This is a genomic window from Alicycliphilus sp. T452 (genome assembly GCF_054512775.1).
The window spans coordinates 82,537-100,921 of sequence record NZ_JBTNEH010000012.1 but is presented as its reverse complement, the minus strand read 5'-3'; the positions used below and the strand labels follow the sequence as shown (position 1 = coordinate 100,921).

At 71.4% G+C, this 18,385-nt stretch carries 14 protein-coding genes; 5 read left to right on the top strand and 9 right to left on the bottom strand.

The genetic code is table 11. The features are described from left to right. The first annotated feature begins 107 nt into the window (after positions 1-107). On the top strand, positions 108-1,067 hold the full coding sequence (locus ACX12L_RS12585; protein WP_459262900.1) for an FHA domain-containing protein: 960 nt from the start codon (positions 108-110) through the stop codon (positions 1,065-1,067). Between the two features lie 88 nt (positions 1,068-1,155). On the opposite strand, the gene ACX12L_RS12580 is transcribed toward ACX12L_RS12585, so the two are convergent. Both ACX12L_RS12580 and ACX12L_RS12575 read right to left on the bottom strand, forming a co-directional pair. Further along, a complete protein-coding gene (locus tag ACX12L_RS12580) occupies positions 1,156-1,674 on the bottom strand; it encodes a methylated-DNA--[protein]-cysteine S-methyltransferase (RefSeq protein WP_459262899.1) in 519 nt (172 codons plus the stop codon). A gap of 61 nt (positions 1,675-1,735) precedes the next feature. Further along, entirely contained in the window at positions 1,736-3,235 is a 1,500-nt protein-coding gene (locus ACX12L_RS12575; protein ID WP_459262898.1) for an AlkA N-terminal domain-containing protein, read from the bottom strand. Positions 3,236-3,359: 124 nt separating this feature from the next. Here ACX12L_RS12575 and ACX12L_RS12570 point away from each other — a divergent pair, with 124 nt between their 5' ends. Genes ACX12L_RS12570 through ACX12L_RS12560 form a run of 3 tightly spaced genes read left to right on the top strand, consistent with a single transcriptional unit; the run spans position 3,360 to position 8,861 of the window. Further along, positions 3,360-4,748, top strand: coding sequence for a phosphomannomutase/phosphoglucomutase (locus ACX12L_RS12570; protein WP_459262897.1), 1,389 nt, complete (start codon positions 3,360-3,362; stop codon positions 4,746-4,748). Between the two features lie 20 nt (positions 4,749-4,768). Continuing rightward, on the top strand, positions 4,769-6,109 hold the full coding sequence (locus ACX12L_RS12565; RefSeq protein WP_459262896.1) for a 3-deoxy-D-manno-octulosonic acid transferase: 1,341 nt from the start codon (positions 4,769-4,771) through the stop codon (positions 6,107-6,109). A gap of 46 nt (positions 6,110-6,155) precedes the next feature. After that, on the top strand, positions 6,156-8,861 hold the full coding sequence (locus tag ACX12L_RS12560) for a bifunctional acetate--CoA ligase family protein/GNAT family N-acetyltransferase (protein WP_459262895.1): 2,706 nt from the start codon (positions 6,156-6,158) through the stop codon (positions 8,859-8,861). Between the two features lie 15 nt (positions 8,862-8,876). On the opposite strand, the gene ACX12L_RS12555 is transcribed toward ACX12L_RS12560, so the two are convergent. From ACX12L_RS12555 to ACX12L_RS12525, 7 genes are all read right to left on the bottom strand, one after another. Beyond that, the gene (locus ACX12L_RS12555; protein ID WP_459262894.1) at positions 8,877-9,803 is read right to left on the bottom strand and encodes a pseudouridine synthase; all 927 of its coding nucleotides are present in this window, start codon (positions 9,801-9,803) and stop codon (positions 8,877-8,879) included. Between the two features lie 19 nt (positions 9,804-9,822). Beyond that, positions 9,823-10,497, bottom strand: a complete 675-nt coding sequence (locus ACX12L_RS12550) for a GntR family transcriptional regulator (protein WP_459262893.1) — start codon at positions 10,495-10,497, stop codon at positions 9,823-9,825. Positions 10,498-10,572: 75 nt separating this feature from the next. Continuing rightward, on the bottom strand, positions 10,573-11,607 hold the full coding sequence (locus ACX12L_RS12545) for an Ldh family oxidoreductase (RefSeq protein WP_459262892.1): 1,035 nt from the start codon (positions 11,605-11,607) through the stop codon (positions 10,573-10,575). 58 nt (positions 11,608-11,665) lie between these two features. Continuing rightward, on the bottom strand, positions 11,666-12,652 hold the full coding sequence (locus tag ACX12L_RS12540) for a TRAP transporter substrate-binding protein (RefSeq protein ID WP_459262891.1): 987 nt from the start codon (positions 12,650-12,652) through the stop codon (positions 11,666-11,668). A gap of 25 nt (positions 12,653-12,677) precedes the next feature. After that, a complete protein-coding gene (locus ACX12L_RS12535; RefSeq protein ID WP_459262890.1) occupies positions 12,678-13,943 on the bottom strand; it encodes a TRAP transporter large permease in 1,266 nt (421 codons plus the stop codon). A 17-nt stretch (positions 13,944-13,960) separates the two neighbouring features. Then, the gene (locus tag ACX12L_RS12530; protein WP_459262889.1) at positions 13,961-14,596 is read right to left on the bottom strand and encodes a TRAP transporter small permease; all 636 of its coding nucleotides are present in this window, start codon (positions 14,594-14,596) and stop codon (positions 13,961-13,963) included. 20 nt (positions 14,597-14,616) lie between these two features. Next, positions 14,617-15,531 (bottom strand): dihydrodipicolinate synthase family protein, encoded by a 915-nt coding sequence (locus ACX12L_RS12525; RefSeq protein WP_459262888.1) that lies wholly within the window; start codon positions 15,529-15,531, stop codon positions 14,617-14,619. A 220-nt stretch (positions 15,532-15,751) separates the two neighbouring features. Between ACX12L_RS12525 and alaS the strand changes: the two genes are divergently transcribed. Continuing rightward, positions 15,752-18,373, top strand: a complete 2,622-nt coding sequence (gene alaS, locus ACX12L_RS12520; protein WP_459262887.1) for an alanine--tRNA ligase — start codon at positions 15,752-15,754, stop codon at positions 18,371-18,373. Positions 18,374-18,385 lie beyond the last annotated feature (12 nt).

Here is an 18,385-nt window from a genome sequence, read left to right as displayed (position 1 = left end):
TGGCGCGGCAAAAGCAGCGCACGGGCAGCCGGCATAAGATGCGTGCTTTCATTTTGTAACGGCTCGTTGCCCCAAGGCCGCCATTTGTGCACTGGGGCGCGGCCGCAATGACAGGAATGGGCGAGGGACCAGGCGTGAACTCCCACAAGACCGTGGTGTTTGCAGACATGACCGGCAGCACGGCGCTGTACGAGGCCTTGGGCAACGAGGGCGCGGCGGCCGTGGTGGCGCCGCTCACGCAGGCCATGGGCGCGTGCATCCAGCAGCACGGCGGGCGCGTGGTGAAGAACCTGGGCGATGGCGTGCTGGGCCTGTTCGCAGATCCCGGCGACGCCGTGATGGCGGCGGCGGAACTGATGCGCGAGCATCGCCAGTGGATAGGCCCCCATGCGCGGGCGTCGCATGTCGGAATCCACGTCGGGCTCGCCAGCGGCGAGGTCGTCGAGGTGGACGGGGACTGCTATGGCGATGCGGTCAACGTCGCCGCGCGCCTGTGCGAGCGCGCCGACGACGCCGAGATCTGGGCCGCCGAATCCGTCGTCGCCGGCCTGCACGCGCCGCGCGGCATGTGCTTCGTCCGACTGGGGCACCTGGAGATGCGCGGCAAGGCCGAACCCCTGGTCACGTACCAGATCGAGTGGAAAGCCGAGGACCGGGCCGACCTCACCGTCCACTCCGAGCTGCGCAGCGACCTCGCCGCGCTGGTGGCGGACACGGGCCCGGCGCAGATCCAGCTGTCCTGGCCCGGGGCCTACCGGCTGTTCTCGTCGATGGACATCCCCGTCAACGTGGGGCGCGCGCCCGATTCGCACCTGTGCATCGCCGACCCCCGGGTCTCGCGCGTGCATGCGCGCCTGGACTGGCGCCACGGCGCCTTCGTGCTCACCGACCTGAGCAGCTTCGGCACCTGGGTGCGCTTCGAGGGCAGCGAGGCGCCGCTGCAGCTGCGCCGCGACAGCTGCCGGCTGATGGGCTCGGGCGAGATCGCCCTGGGCGTGCCCTTCGCGGATGGCAGCGCATCCATCATCGGCTTCCAGGTCTCCGGCACCGGCGCGTCCCCGGGCTGATCTTCTTTGTTGGGGCCGGATTCCAATTTCCGGGCCTCGCGCCCGCTGGCAGAATTCGCCGGCCCACGCGGGCTGGCGGCCGGGGTATTCATGCAGGCAAGGGCAGGGCGGCCTCCAGCCGCAGCAGCGCCGTCTTGCGCGGCAGGCCGCCGGCGTAGCCGGTGAGGGCGCTGCCGCTGCCGAGCACGCGGTGGCAGGGCACGGCCACGCTGATGGGGTTGCGCCCCACGGCCGCGCCCACGGCGCGCACGGCGGCCGGGCGGCCGAGCTGGCGCGCCAGCGCGCCGTAGGTCGTGGTGCCGCCGCGCGGGATGGCCAGCAGCGCCTGCCACACGGCCTGCTGGAAGGGCGTGCCGCCCGACAGGTCCAGCGGCAGGTCGAAGCGCGTGCGCGTGCCGTCCAGGTACTCGCGCACCTGGGCCGCGGCGGCGCGCAGCACGGGGTGCGCATCGTCCGTGGGCCAGGCGCCGGGGCCGTCGAGCTGCGCCGGCAGGTGGCGCTGGCCGTCGAACCACAGGCCGACGAGGCCGCGCGCGCTGGCGGCCAGGCGGACGTCGCCCAGGGCGGTGGGGGTGCGGGCTTGCACCGTGTCGGGGGGGTAGTGCATGGTGGAATCCTCCATTGAACGTCAAATCGGCCCGCAGCGCAGGCGGGGCGGGCGGTATAAGCTATAAGTTCGGGAGCGGTGCCGCCAGGCCCGCCCAGGCCCGGATCACGCCGTAGCTGCGCCAGGGCCGCCAGGCCTGCGCCGCCGCGAGGGCCGCGCGCGCGGGCTGTGGCGTGCCCTGCACGGCCAGGGCCTTGTGCAGCGCCACGTCGCCGGCGGGGAAGGCGTCGGGCCAGCGCAGCGCGCGCATGGCGATGTACTGGGCCGTCCAGTCGCCGATGCCGGGCAGCTGGCGCAACGCGGCCAGGGTGGCGTCCACGTCGCTGCCCGCGTGCAGGGCGATCCGGCCGCCGTCCACGGCCTGCGCCAGCGCCATGATGGCCGCCTGCCGCTGGCGCACGATGCCGAGCTGCCCGAGCGCGTCGCCCTGCGCCGCCGCGAGCACGGCGGGCGCGGGGAACAGCCGATCCAGCCCCGGCCAGGGCGTCTCGACGGGCTCGCCGAAGCGCTCCACCAGCCGCTGCGCGAGCGTGCGCGCGGCTGCCACCGTGATCTGCTGGCCCAGCACGGCGCGCACGGCCAGCTCGAAGCCGTCCCACGCGCCCGGCACGCGCAGGCCGTCGCCCCCCGGGAATGCGGCGTGCAGCGCGGCGTTGATCGGCCCGGGGTCGGCGTCCAGGTCGAGCAGCGCGCGCACGCGGGCGATCACCTGGGGCAGGGCGGGCAGCAGGCCGGGGCTGGCATCCAACAGCACCAGGGGCCGGCCGGGGTCGAAGCGCGCGCCGATCCAGCCCGTGTACACCGCGCCGCCGGCCCGCAGCCGCACGGTGCGGCGCAGCGCCAGGCCCTCGACCTCCTCCATGCCGTGGATGCGCCGCGCCGTGAGGAAGCCCAGCAGCGCCGCCGCGTCGTAGGGCGGCCGGTAGCCCAGCCGCACCGGGCGGGCGGCGCCGCCCGCCGGCGCGCCCTGGCGGCGCAGCTGCGTGGGGTTGAGCCCGTAGTGCGCGCCGAAGGCCGCGTTGAAGCGCCGCACGCTCGCGAAGCCGCTGGCCAGCGCCACCTGGGTGACGGGCAGGGCCGTGTCGGTCAGCAGCTGCTTGGCGACCAGCAGGCGGCGCGTCTGCAGGTACTGCAGGGGCGAGACCCCCAGCGCCTCGCCGAAGATGCGGCGCAGGTGCCGGTCGCTCACGCCCAGGCGCGCGGCCAGCTGCGCCACCAGGGCGCCGCCGCCTTCCACGCCCCAGGCCTCGGGCGCGTCCAGCAGCCGCAGCGCCTGCCGCACGAGGATGCCCGAGGCGTCCTGCACCGACCACGCGAGCGCCTGCGGCGCGAGCTCCGGCCGGCAGCGCAGGCAGGGCCGGAAGCCCGCGCTCTCGGCCTGCGCGGCCAGCGCGAAGAAGCGGCAGTTCTCGCGCCGCGGCGTGCGCACGGCGCAGACGGGGCGGCAGTAGATGCCGGTGGACGTGACGCCCGTGAAGAAGCGCCCGTCGAAGCGCGCGTCGCGCGCCTTCAGGGCCAGGTAGCGGGCGTCGTCATCGTCGGCGCGGAGATCGGAGGGCATGGGTGCATGATAGGCCGCCGCCGGGCGCTGACTCGCCGTTTTCGGACATGCGCTTCGGGTCGCGCCGGTGCAGGGGCGCGCCTACAATGCGCGGCTTCCCCTCTCTCCCAAGGCAGGTCCTCCCGTGCAGCTCTCCCCCGCCATCTTCAAGGCCTACGACATCCGCGGCATCGTGCCCGCCACGCTCGACGAAGACGTGGCCCGCGCCCTGGGGCGGGCCTTCGGCACGGCGGCGCGGGCGCAGGGCGAGCGCGCGGTGGCCGTGGGGCGCGACGGGCGCCTGTCCGGCCCGCAGCTCTCGGCCGCGCTGATCCAGGGCCTGGTGGACGCGGGCGTCGAGGTCATCGACGTCGGCATGTGCACCACGCCCATGCTGTACTTCGCGGCCAGCACGCTGTGCGCGAGCGGCATCCAGGTCACGGGCAGCCACAACCCCCGCGACTACAACGGCTTCAAGATGGTGCTGGCCGGCCGCGCCATCCATGGCGATGAGATCCAGCAGCTTCGCCGCGCCATGGAGTCCGGCAGCTGGCAGCCCGCCCCCGGCGGCAGCGTGCGCCAGGCCGACGTGCTGCCCGCCTACGTGCAGCGCATCGTGGGCGACGTGAAGCTCGCGCGGCCCATGAAGATCGTGGTCGATTGCGGCAACGGCGTGGCCGGCGCATCGGCGCCGGGCATCTTCCGCGCGCTGGGCTGCGAGGTGGCCGAACTCTTTTCCGAGGTGGACGGCAACTTCCCCAACCACCACCCCGACCCGAGCAAGCCCGAGAACCTGCGCGACGTGATCGAGGCGCTGCGCACCACCGACGCCGAGCTGGGCCTGGCCTTCGACGGCGACGGCGACCGCCTCGGCATCGTGACCAAGGACGGCCAGAACATCTTCCCCGACCGCCAGATGATGCTGTTCGCGCAGGACGTGCTCTCGCGCGTGCCGGGCGCGCCCATCCTGTTCGACGTGAAATGCACCCAGCGCCTGGCGCCCGCCATCAGGGCCGCGGGCGGCGAGCCGGTGATGTACAAGACCGGCCATTCGCTCATCAAGGCGCGCATGAAGGAACTGCAGGCGCCGCTGGGCGGCGAGATGAGCGGCCACATCTTCTTCAAGGAGCGCTGGTACGGCTTCGACGACGGCACCTACGCGGGCTGCCGCCTGCTGGAGATCCTGAGCCGCTCGGCCGACCCGGGCGCCGTGCTGAATGCGCTGCCCGCCAGCCACAGCACGCCCGAGCTCAACGTGCAGTGCGAGGAGGGCGAGCCCCACCGCCTGACGGCCGAGCTGCAGGCGCTGGCGGCAGGCAGCTTCGCCGCGCCCGCCAGCATCAGCACCATCGACGGCCTGCGCGTGGACTGGCCCGACGGCTTCGGCCTGATCCGCGCGAGCAACACCACGCCTGTGCTGGTGCTGCGCTTCGAGGGACACACGCCCGAGGCGCTGCGCCGCATCGAGGCCGACATGCTGGCGCTGCTCGCGCGCGTCAAGCCCGGCGCCCAGGTCGGCGGCGCCGCGCACTGACGAGCGCTTCGCAGCGCGCCATGCAGCGGCTCGCCCTCGTGCTCTACAGCCTGGCCCTGTGGCTGGCCCAGCCGCTGCTGCTGCGAAAGCTGCGCCGCCGCGCGCGCACCGAGCCCGGCTACGCCGTGGCCGTGCCCGAGCGCTTCGGCCGCTATACAGGGCAACAGCCCACGCAGGGCGGCGGGCCGCTCGTGTGGATACACGCCGTGTCCCTGGGCGAGACGCGCGCCGCCGCCATCCTGCTCAAGGAACTGCGCGCGCAGCTGCCGGGCATGCGCCTGCTGCTCACCAATGGCACGGCCACGGGCCGCGCCGAGGGGGAAAAGCTCCTGCAGCCCGGCGACGTGCAGGTCTGGCAGCCCTGGGACACGCCCGGCGCCGTGCGGCGCTTCCTGCGGCGCTTCCGGCCGGCCATGGGCATCCTGATGGAGACCGAGATCTGGCCCAACCTCGTGGCCGGCTGCCGCGCTGCCCGGGTGCCGCTGGTGCTGGCCAATGCGCGGCTGAACGAGAAATCCCGCGCCGGCGCGCGCCGCCTCGCCTGGCTGTCGCGCCCCGCGTACGCGGGCCTGGCGGCGGTCTGGGCGCAGACCGGGCAGGATGCCGAGCGCTTGCGCGACGTGGGCGCGCGCGTGGCCGGCGTGTTCGGCAACCTCAAGTTCGACGCCCTGCCCTCGGCCGCGCAGCAGGCCCAGGGCCGCGCCTGGCGCGAGGCCGGCGGCCGCCCCGTGGTGCTGCTGGCCAGCACGCGCGAGGGCGAGGAGGCGATGTGGCTGGAGGTCTTGAGGCAAAAATGGCCTCCAGCGCCCGCTGGACAAGCGCCAGCAGCTATCGAAACGGAAGCGCGGATGCCCGTGCAATGGCTGCTCGTGCCGCGCCACCCCCAGCGCTTCGACGAGGTGCAGCGCCTGTGCGAGGCCGCCGGCCTGCGCGTGTCGCGGCGCAGCCAGTGGGGCCCCGCGCCGCAGCAGGCGGACGTATGGCTGGGCGACTCGCTGGGCGAGATGGCCCTGTACTACGGCATGGCCCATGCGGCGCTGCTGGGCGGCAGCTTCGCGCCGCTCGGCGGGCAGAACCTCATCGAGGCCGCGGCCTGCGGCTGCCCCGTGGTCATGGGGCCGCACACCTTCAATTTCGCCGAGGCCGCGCGCCTGGCCATGGACGCCGGCGCCGCCGAGCGCGTGGCCGGCATGGCCGAGGGCGTGGCCGCCGCCACCGCCCTGGCGCAGGACCCGCAGCGCCGCGCCGCGCAGGCCGCACGCAGCCTGGCCTTCACCCAGGCCCACCGCGGCGCCGCCCGGGCCACGGCCCGGGCCGTGCTGCAGTTGCTGGGCACGGCGGAGGGACTTTCACGTTATTGACGTATCTCAAGCGTACGCTAAGGGACTACCCGAGAATTGGCCCATCATGATGGACAAGCACTACCTCACGCCCCTGTTCAACCCCGGCTCCGTCATCGTGCTGGCCGGTGCCGCCGATGCGCCCGAGAGCCACACGCCCCAGGCGCGGGCCCTGCGCGAGGCGCTGACCGCGCAGCGCTTCACGGGCCAGCTGCAGTTCTTCGACATCCACACCAGCGGCACACTGGCCGACCTGGCCCAGATCCGCGCGGATCTGGCCATCATCGCCCAGCCGCCCAAGGACCTGCCCGCCGCGCTGGACGTGGCCGGGCGCATGAACTGCAAGTCGGCCCTGGTGCTGTCCAGCGGCGTGGACGCGCAGCTGGCCGATCAGCTGCGCAAGATCGCGCGGCGCGAGGGCATGCACCTGCTGGGGCCGAACTCGCTGGGCCTGCAGCGGCCGTCGCTGCAGCTCAACGCCAGCGCCGCAGGGCCGCTGGCGCGCGAGGGCTCTCTGGCCCTGGTGTGCCAGTCGGGCGCGCTCACCGCGTCCATCCTGGACTGGGCGGCCAACAACGCCGTGGGCTTCTCCAGCGTGATCTCGCTCGGGCCGCACACCGACGTGGGCCTGAGCGAGGCGCTCGATTTCCTGGCCAACGATGCGCGCACGCAGAGCATCGTGGTCTACATGGAGGGAATCCAGGACGCGCGCCGCTTCATGAGCGCGCTGCGCTCGGCGGCCTTCGCCAAGCCGGTGGTGGTGCTCAAGGCCGGGCGCAAGCCCGCGGGCAACCAGGCGGCGCAGACGCACAGCGGCGCCATCGTGGGCAGCGACGACGTGTTCGACGCCGTGCTGCGACGCGCGGGCGCCGTGCGCGTGCGCTCGTTCGTGGAGCTGTTCTCGGCCGCCAAGTGCCTGGCCTCGCGCTACCGGCCCGTGGGCAGGCGCCTGGCCATCGTCACCAACGGCGGCGGCCCCGGCGTGCTGGCGGCCGACTGGGAGAACGAGATCGGCCTGGACCTGGGCCGGCTCTCGGCCGAGACGCGCGAGGCCCTGGCGTCCAAGCTGCCGCCGCTGGCCACGCTGACGGACCTGATGGACCTGTCCGAAGAGGCCGGGCCCGAGCATTACCGCGAGGCGCTGGAGGCCGCGTTCCGCGACCGCCAGATCGACGGCGTGCTGGCCATCTTCTCGCCCAAGGCCGGCATCGACGCCGAGGGCGTCGCCACCGTGCTGGCCGACGCCAAGCGCCTGGCCTCCAAGCCGCTGCTGTCGTGCTGGATGGGCGATGCCGCAGTCGTGCCGGCGCGCAAGATCCTGCGCGCCGCGCAGATCCCGACCTTCCGCACGCCCGAGGCGGCCGTGGGCGCCTTCGGCAACATCGCCTCGTTCTACCAGAACCAGCAGCTCCTGCAGCAGACGCCGCCGCCGCTGACCACGCTGGCCAAGCCCGACATCGAGGGCGCGCGCCTGGTGATCGAGAGCGTGCTGGCCGAGCGCCGCAACGTGCTCACCGAGATGGAGTCCAAGACGCTGCTGGCGGCCTTCCACATCCCCGTCACCAAGACGCTGCTGGCGCGCAGCAGCAATGAGGCCATGATGATCGCCACGCAGCTCGGGTTCCCGGTGGCGCTCAAGATCGACTCGCCCGACATCGCCCACAAGTCCGACGTGGGCGGCGTGGCGCTGGGCGTGCCCAACGGCGCCGCCGCGCGCGACGCCTATACCGACATGGTGCAGCGCGTGGCGCGCCTTCGGCCCGAGGCGCGCATCAACGGCGTGACGGTGCAGAAGATGGCGCGCGCGCGGCGCGGGCGCGAGATCTGCATCGGCCTGGTGTGCGACGACCCCTTCGGCCCCGTCATCACCTTCGGCGCCGGCGGCACCATGATCGAGCTCATCGACGACCGCGCCATGGAGCTGCCGCCGCTCAACCAGTTCCTGGCGCGCAGGCTCATGGAGCGCGCGCGCGTGGCCGAGACCCTGGGCGAATGGCGCGGCGCGAGCGCCGTGGACATGCAGGCGCTGGAGCAGGTGCTGCTGCGCGTGTCCGAGATGGTCTGCGCGCTGCCCCAGCTGCGCGAGATGGACATCAACCCCCTGATCGTGGACGAGCAGGGCGCCGTGGCCGTGGATGCGCGCATCGCCATCCACGAGACGGCCCGGGGCAGCGGGCGCACCGAAGGCGCCGGCCACGGGCACTACGGCCACCTGTCCATCCTGCCGTACCCGGCGCGCTACGAGCAGGTGTGGCCGCTGCGCGGCGGCGGCGAATACCTGGTGCGCCCGATCCGCCCGGACGACGCGCAGATGGTGCAGCGCCTGGTCAAGGAGCTCTCGCCCGAGAGCCGCTACTTCCGCTTCGTCTCGCAGCTCGCCGAGCTGCCGCCTTCCATGCTGGCGCGCTTCACCCTCATCGACTACGACCGCGAGATGGCCCTGGTGGCCGTGCACCGCGAGCGCGTGGCGGACGAGGAGGGCGAGGTCAGCCACAAGGAGCGCATCGTGGGCGTGTCGCGCTACGTGACCAACCCCGACCACACCAGCTGCGAGTTCGCCCTGCTGGTGGCCGACGATTTCGCGGGCAAGGGCCTGGGCTCGCGCCTCATGCTCAGCATCATGGAAGTCGCCCGCGAGCGGGGCCTGGCCGAGATCCAGGGCCTGGTGCTGGCCAACAACCCCACCATGCTCAAGCTCATGCGCAGGCTGGGCTTCGAGGTGCGTGCGTTCGACGAGGACCCGGAGTTCAAGCTCGTGGTGCACCAGCTGTAAGATCGTAAACACGTTCTAGGGTCCGGCGAAATCCGCCAGCGGCCGCAGCCGCAGCCGGCTGTCGAAGCGCCGCTCCTGCCCCGTCACCGGGTCGGTGAACGACAGGGAGCGCGCCAGCAGCTGCAGCGGGTTGGAATAGTCGCCCTCGGGCGGGTCGTTCACCTCGGGGTAGAAGCCGTCGCCGCACAGGGACAGGCCCAGCGCCGCCATGTGCACGCGCAGCTGGTGGCGCTTGCCCGTGACCGGTTCGAGCCGGTAGCGCGCCCAGCCGCCCGCCTGCTCCACGACGTCCATGGCGGTGACCGCGTTGGGCTCGCCCGGCACCTCGTGCATGCGGAAGAAATGCCCGCTCTCCTGCAGCCGGCTGGCATGGGTGCGCGGGAAGCGCAGGTCCGAGCGCCAGGGGGCCACGGCCTCGTAGACCTTGCGCACCTGGCGGTCGCGGAACAGCGCCTGGTAGCGCCCGCGCGTGGCGCGCTGCACGGAGAACAGCACCAGGCCGGCCGTGTCGCGGTCGATGCGGTGCACGGGCGAGAGCTCCTGCAGTCCCAGGCGGCGCTTGAGGCGCACGAGCAGCGTGTGCTGCAGGTAGCGCCCCGCGGGCACCACGGGCAGGAAATGCGGCTTGTCGGCCACGAGGATGTGCTCGTCCTGGTAGATCACGGCCTCCTGGAACGGGATCGGCGCCTCGTGCGCGAGCTCGCGGTAGTAGTAGTAGCGCACGCCGGGCGTGAAGGGGCTGTGCGCCGTGGCGGCGCGGCCCCATTCGTCCACCACCTCGCCGGCATCGAGGCGCCGCAGCCAGTCTTCCCGCGACACGGCGGGCAGGCGCCGCGCCAGGAAGTCCAGCAGCAGGCCCTGCCCCTGAGACGGCAGCACCACGCAGCAGGGGTTGACGCCGTCCCGCATGGGCAGGACGCGAGGGTCGTGGCTGTTGTGCATGGGGAAGGAGGCAGCGTGTCTACTGGTCGATGATGCGCCGCGCGAACCGTTCGAGGTAGTCCATGAGCTGGTGGGCCCCCGCGGTGGCCGCGGCCTCGTTGCCCGTGGCGATGCCTTCGGCCAGCGCCATGTGGGCGCGCGCGCCTTCGGCGAGCTCGCCTTCGTGCTGGTAGGCGTACCAGAAGCGCCGGCATTGCACGATCAGCGGAACCACGCATTTGACGGCCGAGTGGTTCCGGCTGGCCTGGTGGTTGACCACGTCCAGCTCGTGGTCGGCGCGCATGTATTCGTCCAGGAGTCCGCGGTCGGCGGCCAGGCGCATCTTCTGGGCGCAGCGCAGGATCTCCTGGCGCTGCGCCGCCGTGGCGCGCCGCGCCGAGCAGGCGGCGATCAGGCATTCGAGCACGCGCCGGGTCTGGATGACGTCCAGATGCTCGGCCAGGTCGATGTTCGACACCAGCAGCCCGCGGCGCGGCTGCTGCTCGATCAGCCCGATGGACACCATGCGCAGCAGCGCCTCGCGCACCGGCGTGCGGCCCAGGCTGGTGCGCTCGGCGATCTCGGCCTCCACCACGGGGCTGCCGGGCTGCATCTCCAGCGTGGAGATGAGGGCCTCGATGGCGTCGTAGGCCATGTCTGCGGCCCGCCGCTTGGGGGCGGCGATGGCGGAGGGCTTGTCGGTGCGAAAGCTCATGGGGTTCAGTGAGGAGGGAGGCGGCGTGTGCCGTCCTGCCTCGTGGTCATGTTATGCATTGCGGGGCGCATGCCGTCAATCCGCCAGGGCAAGGATCTCGGCATGCAGCGCGCGGGGCACCGCCACGCCCCGTTCCAGGCTGCGCGCGCGGGCCTCGAAGCGGCGCTGCGACGGCAGGCGCGCGCCCTGGCCGGTGATCGCGTCGAACAGCCGTTCGGCCCGCTGCTGCTGGGCGGCCAGGTCGCCGCCGCCGAGGCGGGCGGGGTCGAAGGCCAGGATGAGTTCGCCGTGGCAGGGCGTGGCCCCATCGCCGGCGTCGAAGGCCAGCGATTCCGCGCTCGTCCAGTCGCCGATCAGCGCGCCCGCCATGAGCTCCACCATCGCGGACAGCGCGGAGCCCTTGTGGCCGCCGAAGGCCAGCATGGCGCCCTGCGCCACGGCCACAGGATCGGTGCTGGGCCTGCCCTGGGCATCCACGCCGCAGCCCGGCGGCAGGGGGGTGCCCGCGCGGCGGTGCAGTTCGAGGTCGCCGCGCGCGATGGCGCTGGTGGCGAAGTCGAAGACGAACGGGTGCTGCCCCGGGCGGGGCCAGCCGAAGGCGATGGGGTTGGTGCCGAACACGGGCTGGCGCCCGCCCGCGGGCGCCACCCAGGCGTGGCTGGGCGTGAGCGCGAGCGCCGCGAGCCCGTGGGCGGTGATGGCCTCGATCTCGGGCCACAGCGCGGAGAAGTGGAAGCAGCGCCGGATGGCCAGCGCCCCGATGCCGTGCTGCCGGGCGGCTGCCACGAGGGCCGGCAGCCCCCGCTCGAAGGCCAGCGGCGAGAAGCCGTAGCACGCGTCCACCCGCACCACCGCGCCGCTGGGCGGCGCCAGCACGGGCTCTGCCTGCAGCGCGACCTTGCCCGCGCGCACCGTGTGGGCGCAGGACAGGATGCGGTACACCCCGTGCGAATGGCACTCGTCCCGCTGCCCGGCCACCACGGTGCGGGCCATGGCTTCGGCGTGGGGAAGGGACAGGCCCAGGCGCAGGAACACGCGGCCGGCCAGGGCCAGCAGTTCCTCGACGGGCAGGAACAGGGGTGGGGCTTCGGAGGTGTGGGACGTGCTCATGGGGCGATCATAGGAATACCGTGCCGCGCCCTGCCGGGGGAGTGCGGCGCGGGCATGGCTACAACGTGGCGCCGACCTTGCGCAGCTCGGCGATCTGGGGTGCCTTGGGCAGCCAGATTTTGTCGAATTCGTGCGCGAGGGCGGCAACGTCGAGCTGGGGTTCGGTCCTGATGGGGAAGGGCGCGGCCTTGAACTTGTCGATCAGCCCGAGCTCGGTGGTGACGATGTCCTTGATCTGCGCATCGAGCGACTGGCGCACCAGGCCGCGGATCAGCTCCCTGTCCTTGGCGTCGAGCTTCTGCCACACGCGGCCCGACACCAGCGGTGCGAAGGGCATGAAGAGGGCGTTCATCTGCAGCATGGCCTTGGCCACCTTGTCGAAGCGCTGGTTCCACGAGAACTCGATGTCGGCCTCCAGCCCGTCCACCTGGCCGTTGGCCATGGCGTCGAACACCTGCGGCGTGGGAATGGGCGTGGGCGCGGCGCCCAGCTGCTGGTAGAAGTCGCGGTACACCGGCGTGGGGTTGATGCGCAGCTTCATGCCCTTGATGTCCTTCACGCCCGTGATGTCCTTGGTCGAGAACACCACGCGCATGCCGGTGATGCCCCAGCCCAGGCCGATGGTGCCGGTTTCCCTGGGCAGCACCTCCAGCAGCTTCAGCGCCGCGTCGTGGCGCACGAGCTTGGCCACGTCGGTGGTCGAGCGCACGAGGTAGGGCGCGTTGATGGCGGCGATGCTGGAGACGCGCGAGCCGAGCTCGGCCGCCTGGATCCAGCCCATGTCGAGCGCGCCGGTCTGCAGCTGCTGCATCATCGCGGACTCGTTGCCGAGCTGGCCCGAGTGGAACACCGAGGCCGAGAGCCGGCCGTTGGTCTCTTTCTTGAGCGCCTCGCCGAAGGCCAGCGCGGCGCGGTTCCACGAGTGGCCTCCGGGCGTGATCAGGCCGAGGCGGAATTCCTTGGCCTGGGCGCGGGCCTGGCCGATGAAGGCAGGGGCGGCGAGCGCGGCGCTGGCCTGGACGAAGTGGCGGCGGGTCAGGGTCATGGTGGATGCCTTTCGGTGGGTTGGGTTACTTCAGGAGACCAAGGGAGAGGCCGGGGAACAGCGACAGCAGCACCAGCGCGGCGCAGCAGATGAGGAAGAAGGGCATGGTGACCATGAACATCTTCCCCGGCTTGGCGCCCGTGACGGCGGCGGCGACGAAGAAGGACAGGCCCACGGGCGGGGACATGAGCCCCAGCACCAGGTTCACCACGACCACCACGCCGAAGTGGCGCGGGTCGATGTGGTAGACGTCGGTGGCGATGGGCAGCAGGATGGGCACGGTCATGATGAGGCCCGGTATGCCGTCGATCACGGTGCCGATCACGAGCAGGATCACGTTGGTGATCAGGAGGAAGCTCACCGGGTCCTTGGCCACGGTCTGGATCCAGCTGGCCGCGGCCTGCGGCACCTTGCCGTAGATCAGCAGCCACGAGAACACGGCGGCGGCCGCGACCAGGAACAGCACGATGGCCGAGTACACGGCGGAGCGCAACAGGATCTGCGGCAGCATGGCGTAGCGGAACTCGCGCGTCACGTAGCGGCCCACCAGGGCCGAGACCACGGCGCCCACGGCGGCCGACTCGGTGGGGTTGGCGATGCCCGCGAGGATGGAGCCGACGATGACGATGGGGATGAGCAGCGTGGGCGACGCCTGCACGATGGTGCGTGCGCGCTCGGCCAGCGTCTTCCTCTCGCTGCGCGGGTAGTCGTAGATGAGGCCCATGCAGGCGATCACCACGAAGAACAGCAGCGTAAGCAGGATGCCCGGCAGGATGCCGGCCATCAGCATGTCGCCCACGGCCACCTGCGCGAGCACGCTGTAGACCACGAACATCACCGACGGCGGGATGATGGGGCCGAGCATGCCGCCATAGACGGTGACGCCGGCCGCGAAGGTCTTGTCGTAGCCCTGCTTCTCCATCTCGGGCACCATGATCTTGCTCATGATGGCCACCTGGGCCGTGGCCGATCCGATGATCGAGGCCAGCATCATGTTGGCCAGGACGTTGACGTAGGCCAGGCCGCCGCGCACCGCGCCGACGAAGCCCATGGCCAGGTCCACGAGCCGGCGCGTGATGCCGCCGCTGCCCATGATCTCGCCGATCAGGATGAACAGCGGGATGGCGATGAGGCCGTAGCTGTCCACGCCGCCGAACATCTGCGGCGGGAAAGACTGCAGCAGCACCATGGCATCGGTGTCGAAGATGTAGACGATGCCGGCCAGGCACAGGCACACGCCGATGGGCACGCCGAGGAACATCACGGCGAGGAAGAACAGGCTGGTGATCATGGTGGGGCGTCCGCGGCTCAGTTGACGGTTTCTTCGGCGTTGCCGAGGTCGAAGCCCGCGATCGCGGCGCGCGGGGCGAAGCCCATGTCCTCGATCAGGTTGGCGAGGGCGTGGATGGTGAAGCTCAGGCTGAACAGCGGGATGACGAGCTGCACGATCCAGGTGGGCCAGTTCAGCGTCTGCGTGCGCTCGGTGTAGAGGAAGTTGAAGCTCTCAGCCGCGTAGGCCTTGGCGTCGAAGCCATGGCTGGCGATGCCGGCCGGGTCCAGCCACAGCCAGCACATGGCGACCATGGCGCAGCCGAAGGCGAGCACGCAGGCCGTGGCCACGGCCTTCACGCGCCGCGCGGCGCGCTCGCCCAGGGAGTCCGTGAGCAGCGTGACCGCGAAGTCCAGGCGCAGCCGGGTCATGGCCGACGCGCCGATGAAGCTCAGCCACACCACGAGGTAGACCGCCGCCTCGTCCACCCAGTAGATCGGCACACCCGTGTAGCGCGTGGCGACGTTGAGCAGGATCAGCAGCGTGATCGAACCCATCAGCACCATCAGCGCGACGCGCTCGATGCGCAGGATGGCGGATGAGGCCAGCTGTATCCAGCGGGCCCAGCCATGGCGGCTTGTCTCTTTGCCTGTTGTATTTCTGGAGGAGGGCATGGCCGGGCTCCGCGGTGGGATCAGTCGATGGAGCGGTACTCTGCGGGGCGGGTGGCAAGGGCCTTGTTGACCACGCCGATGATGAATTCGCGCTCCTCGCCGATCACCGGCATGCGCGGCAGGCGCATGTGCTCGGTGCCCACGCCCGCCAGCACGTCGATCAGCTTGAGGTTCTGCACGAGCTTGTTCGACACGTCCAGGTGCAGCATCGGCGTCATCCACTGGTAGAGCCTGAGCGCTTCGTCGAACCGCCCGGCCTTCATGAGGTCGTAGAGCGCCACGGTCTCGCGCGGGAAGGTGCAGCCCACGCCGGCCAGCAGGCCGTCGGCGCCCAGGGCCAGGGCCTCGTAGGCCAGGTCGTCCACGCCGCAGAACAGCTGGTAGCGGTCGCCCACGGTGTTGCGCAGATCGGTGATGCGGCGGATGTCGCCGCAGCTCTCCTTGATGGCCGCGATCCATTCGCAGTCGGCCAGTGCCAGCATGTGCTCGGGCTTGAGGTCCACGCGGTAGGCGACGGGGTTGTTGTAGACCATCACCGGCTTCTGGGCCGCGTTGGCCATGGCGCGCACGTTGGCCATGGCCTCGCGCGCGTCGGCCACGTAGATCACCGAGGGCATGACCATGAAGCCGGCCACGCCGAGCTTGTTGGCGCCCTCGATGTAGCGCAGCGCCTCGCGCGTGCTGGTCTCCGACACGTTGGCCAGCACCGGGACGCGGCCGCCGGCGGCGTCCAGCGCGATCCTGGCGACCTCCAGCTTCTCCTCCAGCGTCAGCGTGCTGGCCTCGCCCAGCGAGCCGCAGGTGACCAGGCCGTGGATGCCGTTGCGGATCTGGAAGTCGATGTGGCGGGCCGTGCCCTCGGCATCGATGCGCTCGTCGGGGTGGAACTTGGTGGTGATGGCCGGGAAGACGCCCTGCCAGCGGGGGTTGCTCATCGTGGACTCCTGATGCAGCGGTTGAAGATGCGGTGAAGCGCCGGTCGCCTCTCGATAAATATATTAGTGAAATATTTAAAATATCTTGTTGGGGTTTGTGCTAGTCACTTCCGGATGGGCGTCCGTGCGCGGGGCGCCGGCAGGGCCCCGGAGGAAAGTCCGTAAAATAAAGGGTTCGCCTGTCGGCCGGCCGCAGGCCTTCCTATCCTTGAGAAACCCCATGACCACCCGCTTTTCCGTTGCCGACATCCGCAAGACCTTCCTGGATTTCTTCGCCGCCAAGGGCCACACCGTGGTGGCCTCCAGCCCGCTGGTGCCGGGCAACGACCCGACGCTGATGTTCACCAACTCGGGCATGGTGCAGTTCAAGGACGTGTTCCTCGGCACGGACAAGCGCCCCTACGTGCGCGCGGCCTCGGTGCAGACCTGCCTGCGCGCCGGCGGCAAGCACAACGACCTGGAGAACGTGGGCTACACCGCGCGCCACCACACGTTCTTCGAGATGCTGGGCAACTGGAGCTTCGGCGACTACTTCAAGCGCGAATCCATCCACTGGGGCTGGGAACTGCTCACCCAGGTCTACAAGCTGCCGTCCGAGCGCCTGCTGGCCACCGTGTACGCCGAGGACGACGAGGCCTACGACATCTGGACCAAGGAGATCGGCCTGCCGCCCGAGCGCGTGATCCGCATCGGCGACAACAAGGGCGGGCGCTACAAGAGCGACAACTTCTGGATGATGGCCGACACCGGCCCCTGCGGCCCGTGCTCGGAGATCTTCTACGACCACGGCCCCGAGATCCCCGGCGGCCCCCCGGGCAGCCCCGACGAGGACGGCGACCGCTTCATCGAGATCTGGAACCACGTGTTCATGCAGTTCGACATGAAGGAAGACGGCTCGGTCACGCCGCTGCCCGCGCCCTGCGTGGACACCGGCATGGGCCTTGAGCGTCTGGCCGCCATCCTGCAGCACGTGCACAGCAACTACGAGATCGACCTGTTCGACGCGCTCATCAAGGCCGCCGCGCGCGAGACGCACACGGCCGACCTGGCCAACCCGTCGCTGAAGGTGATCGCCGACCACATCCGCGCCACCGCCTTCCTGGTGGCCGATGGCGTCATCCCCGGCAACGAGGGGCGCGGCTACGTGCAGCGGCGCATCGTGCGCCGCGCGATCCGCCACGGCTATAAGCTCGGCTGCAAGACGCCGTTCTTCCACAGGCTGGTCGAGGACCTGGTGCGGCAGATGGGCGACGCCTACCCCAAGCTGCGCGAGCAGCAGGAGCGCATCACCGAGGTGCTGCGCGTGGAGGAGGAGCGCTTCTTCGAGACCCTGGCCCACGGCATGGAGATCCTGGACGGCGCCCTGGCCGGCGGCGCCAGGCAGCTTCCCGGCGACGTGGCCTTCAAGCTGCACGACACCTACGGCTTCCCGCTGGACCTGACCTGCGACGTGTGCCGCGAGCGCGGCGTGGGCGTGGACGAGGCGGGCTTCGCCGCCGCCATGGAGCACCAGAAGAGCACGGCCCGCGCGGCGGGCAAGTTCAAGATGGACAGGGCGCTGGAATACGGCGGCGAGGCCAACCGCTTCACCGGCTACGAACACCTCGCGGGTACTGCGAAAATCGTAGCGCTCTACGCTGACGGGACGAGCGTTGCGGCCCTCAAGGCCGGCCAGAGCGGCGTGGTCGTGCTCGACAGCACGCCGTTCTACGCCGAGAGCGGCGGCCAGGTCGGCGACCAGGGCCTCATCACGGCGGGCAGCGCGCGCTTTGCCGTGCAGGACACGCAGAAGATCAAGGCCGACGTGTACGGCCACCATGGCGTGCTCGGCGAGGGCACGCTCAACGTGGGCGACACGGTGCAGGCCCAGGTCGACGGCGCCGGGCGCGCCGCCACCATGCGCAACCACTCGGTCACGCACATCATGCACAAGGCGCTGCGCGAGGTGCTGGGCGCGCACGTGCAGCAAAAGGGCAGCCTGGTGAATGCCGAGCGCACGCGCTTCGACTTCGCGCACAACGCGCCGGTCACGGCCGAACAGATCCGCGAGATCGAGCGCCGCGTGAACGCCGAGATCCTGGCCAACACGGCCACCGACGCCCGCGTCATGGACATCGAATCGGCCCAGAAGACCGGCGCCGTGATGCTCTTCGGCGAGAAGTACGGCGAGACCGTGCGCGTGCTGGACATCGGCACCAGCCGCGAGCTGTGCGGCGGCACGCACGTGCAGCGCACGGGCGACATCGGCCTGTTCAAGGTCGTGGCCGAGGGCGGCGTGGCCGCGGGCGTGCGCCGCATCGAGGCCGTGACGGGCGAGAACGCGCTGGCCTACCTGCAGGGCCTGGAAGCCACCGTGGACCAGGCCGCCGCCGCGCTGAAGGCGCCGGCCGCCGAGCTGGCCCACCGCATCGGCGGCGCGCTCGACCAGATCAAGGCGCTGGAGAAGGAACTCGCCCAGCTCAAGGGCCGGCTGGCCTCGGCCCAGGGCGACGACCTGATGGGCCAGGCCGTGGAGGTCAAGGGCATCAAGGTGCTGGCCGCCAAGCTCGACGGCGCCGACGCCAAGACCTTGCGCGAGACCATGGACAAGCTCAAGGACAAGCTCAAGACGGCCGCCATCGTGCTGGCCGCCGTCGATGGCGACAAGGTGCAGCTGGCCGCCGGCGTGACGGCCGACAGCACGGCGCGCGTCAAGGCCGGCGAACTGGTCAACTTCGTGGCCGGCCAGGTGGGCGGCAAGGGCGGCGGCAAGCCCGACATGGCCATGGCCGGCGGCACCGACGCGGCTGCGCTGCCGCAGGCGCTGGCCTCGGTGGCGGCCTGGGTGGGCGAGCGCGCGTAGCGCGGGCGGCCA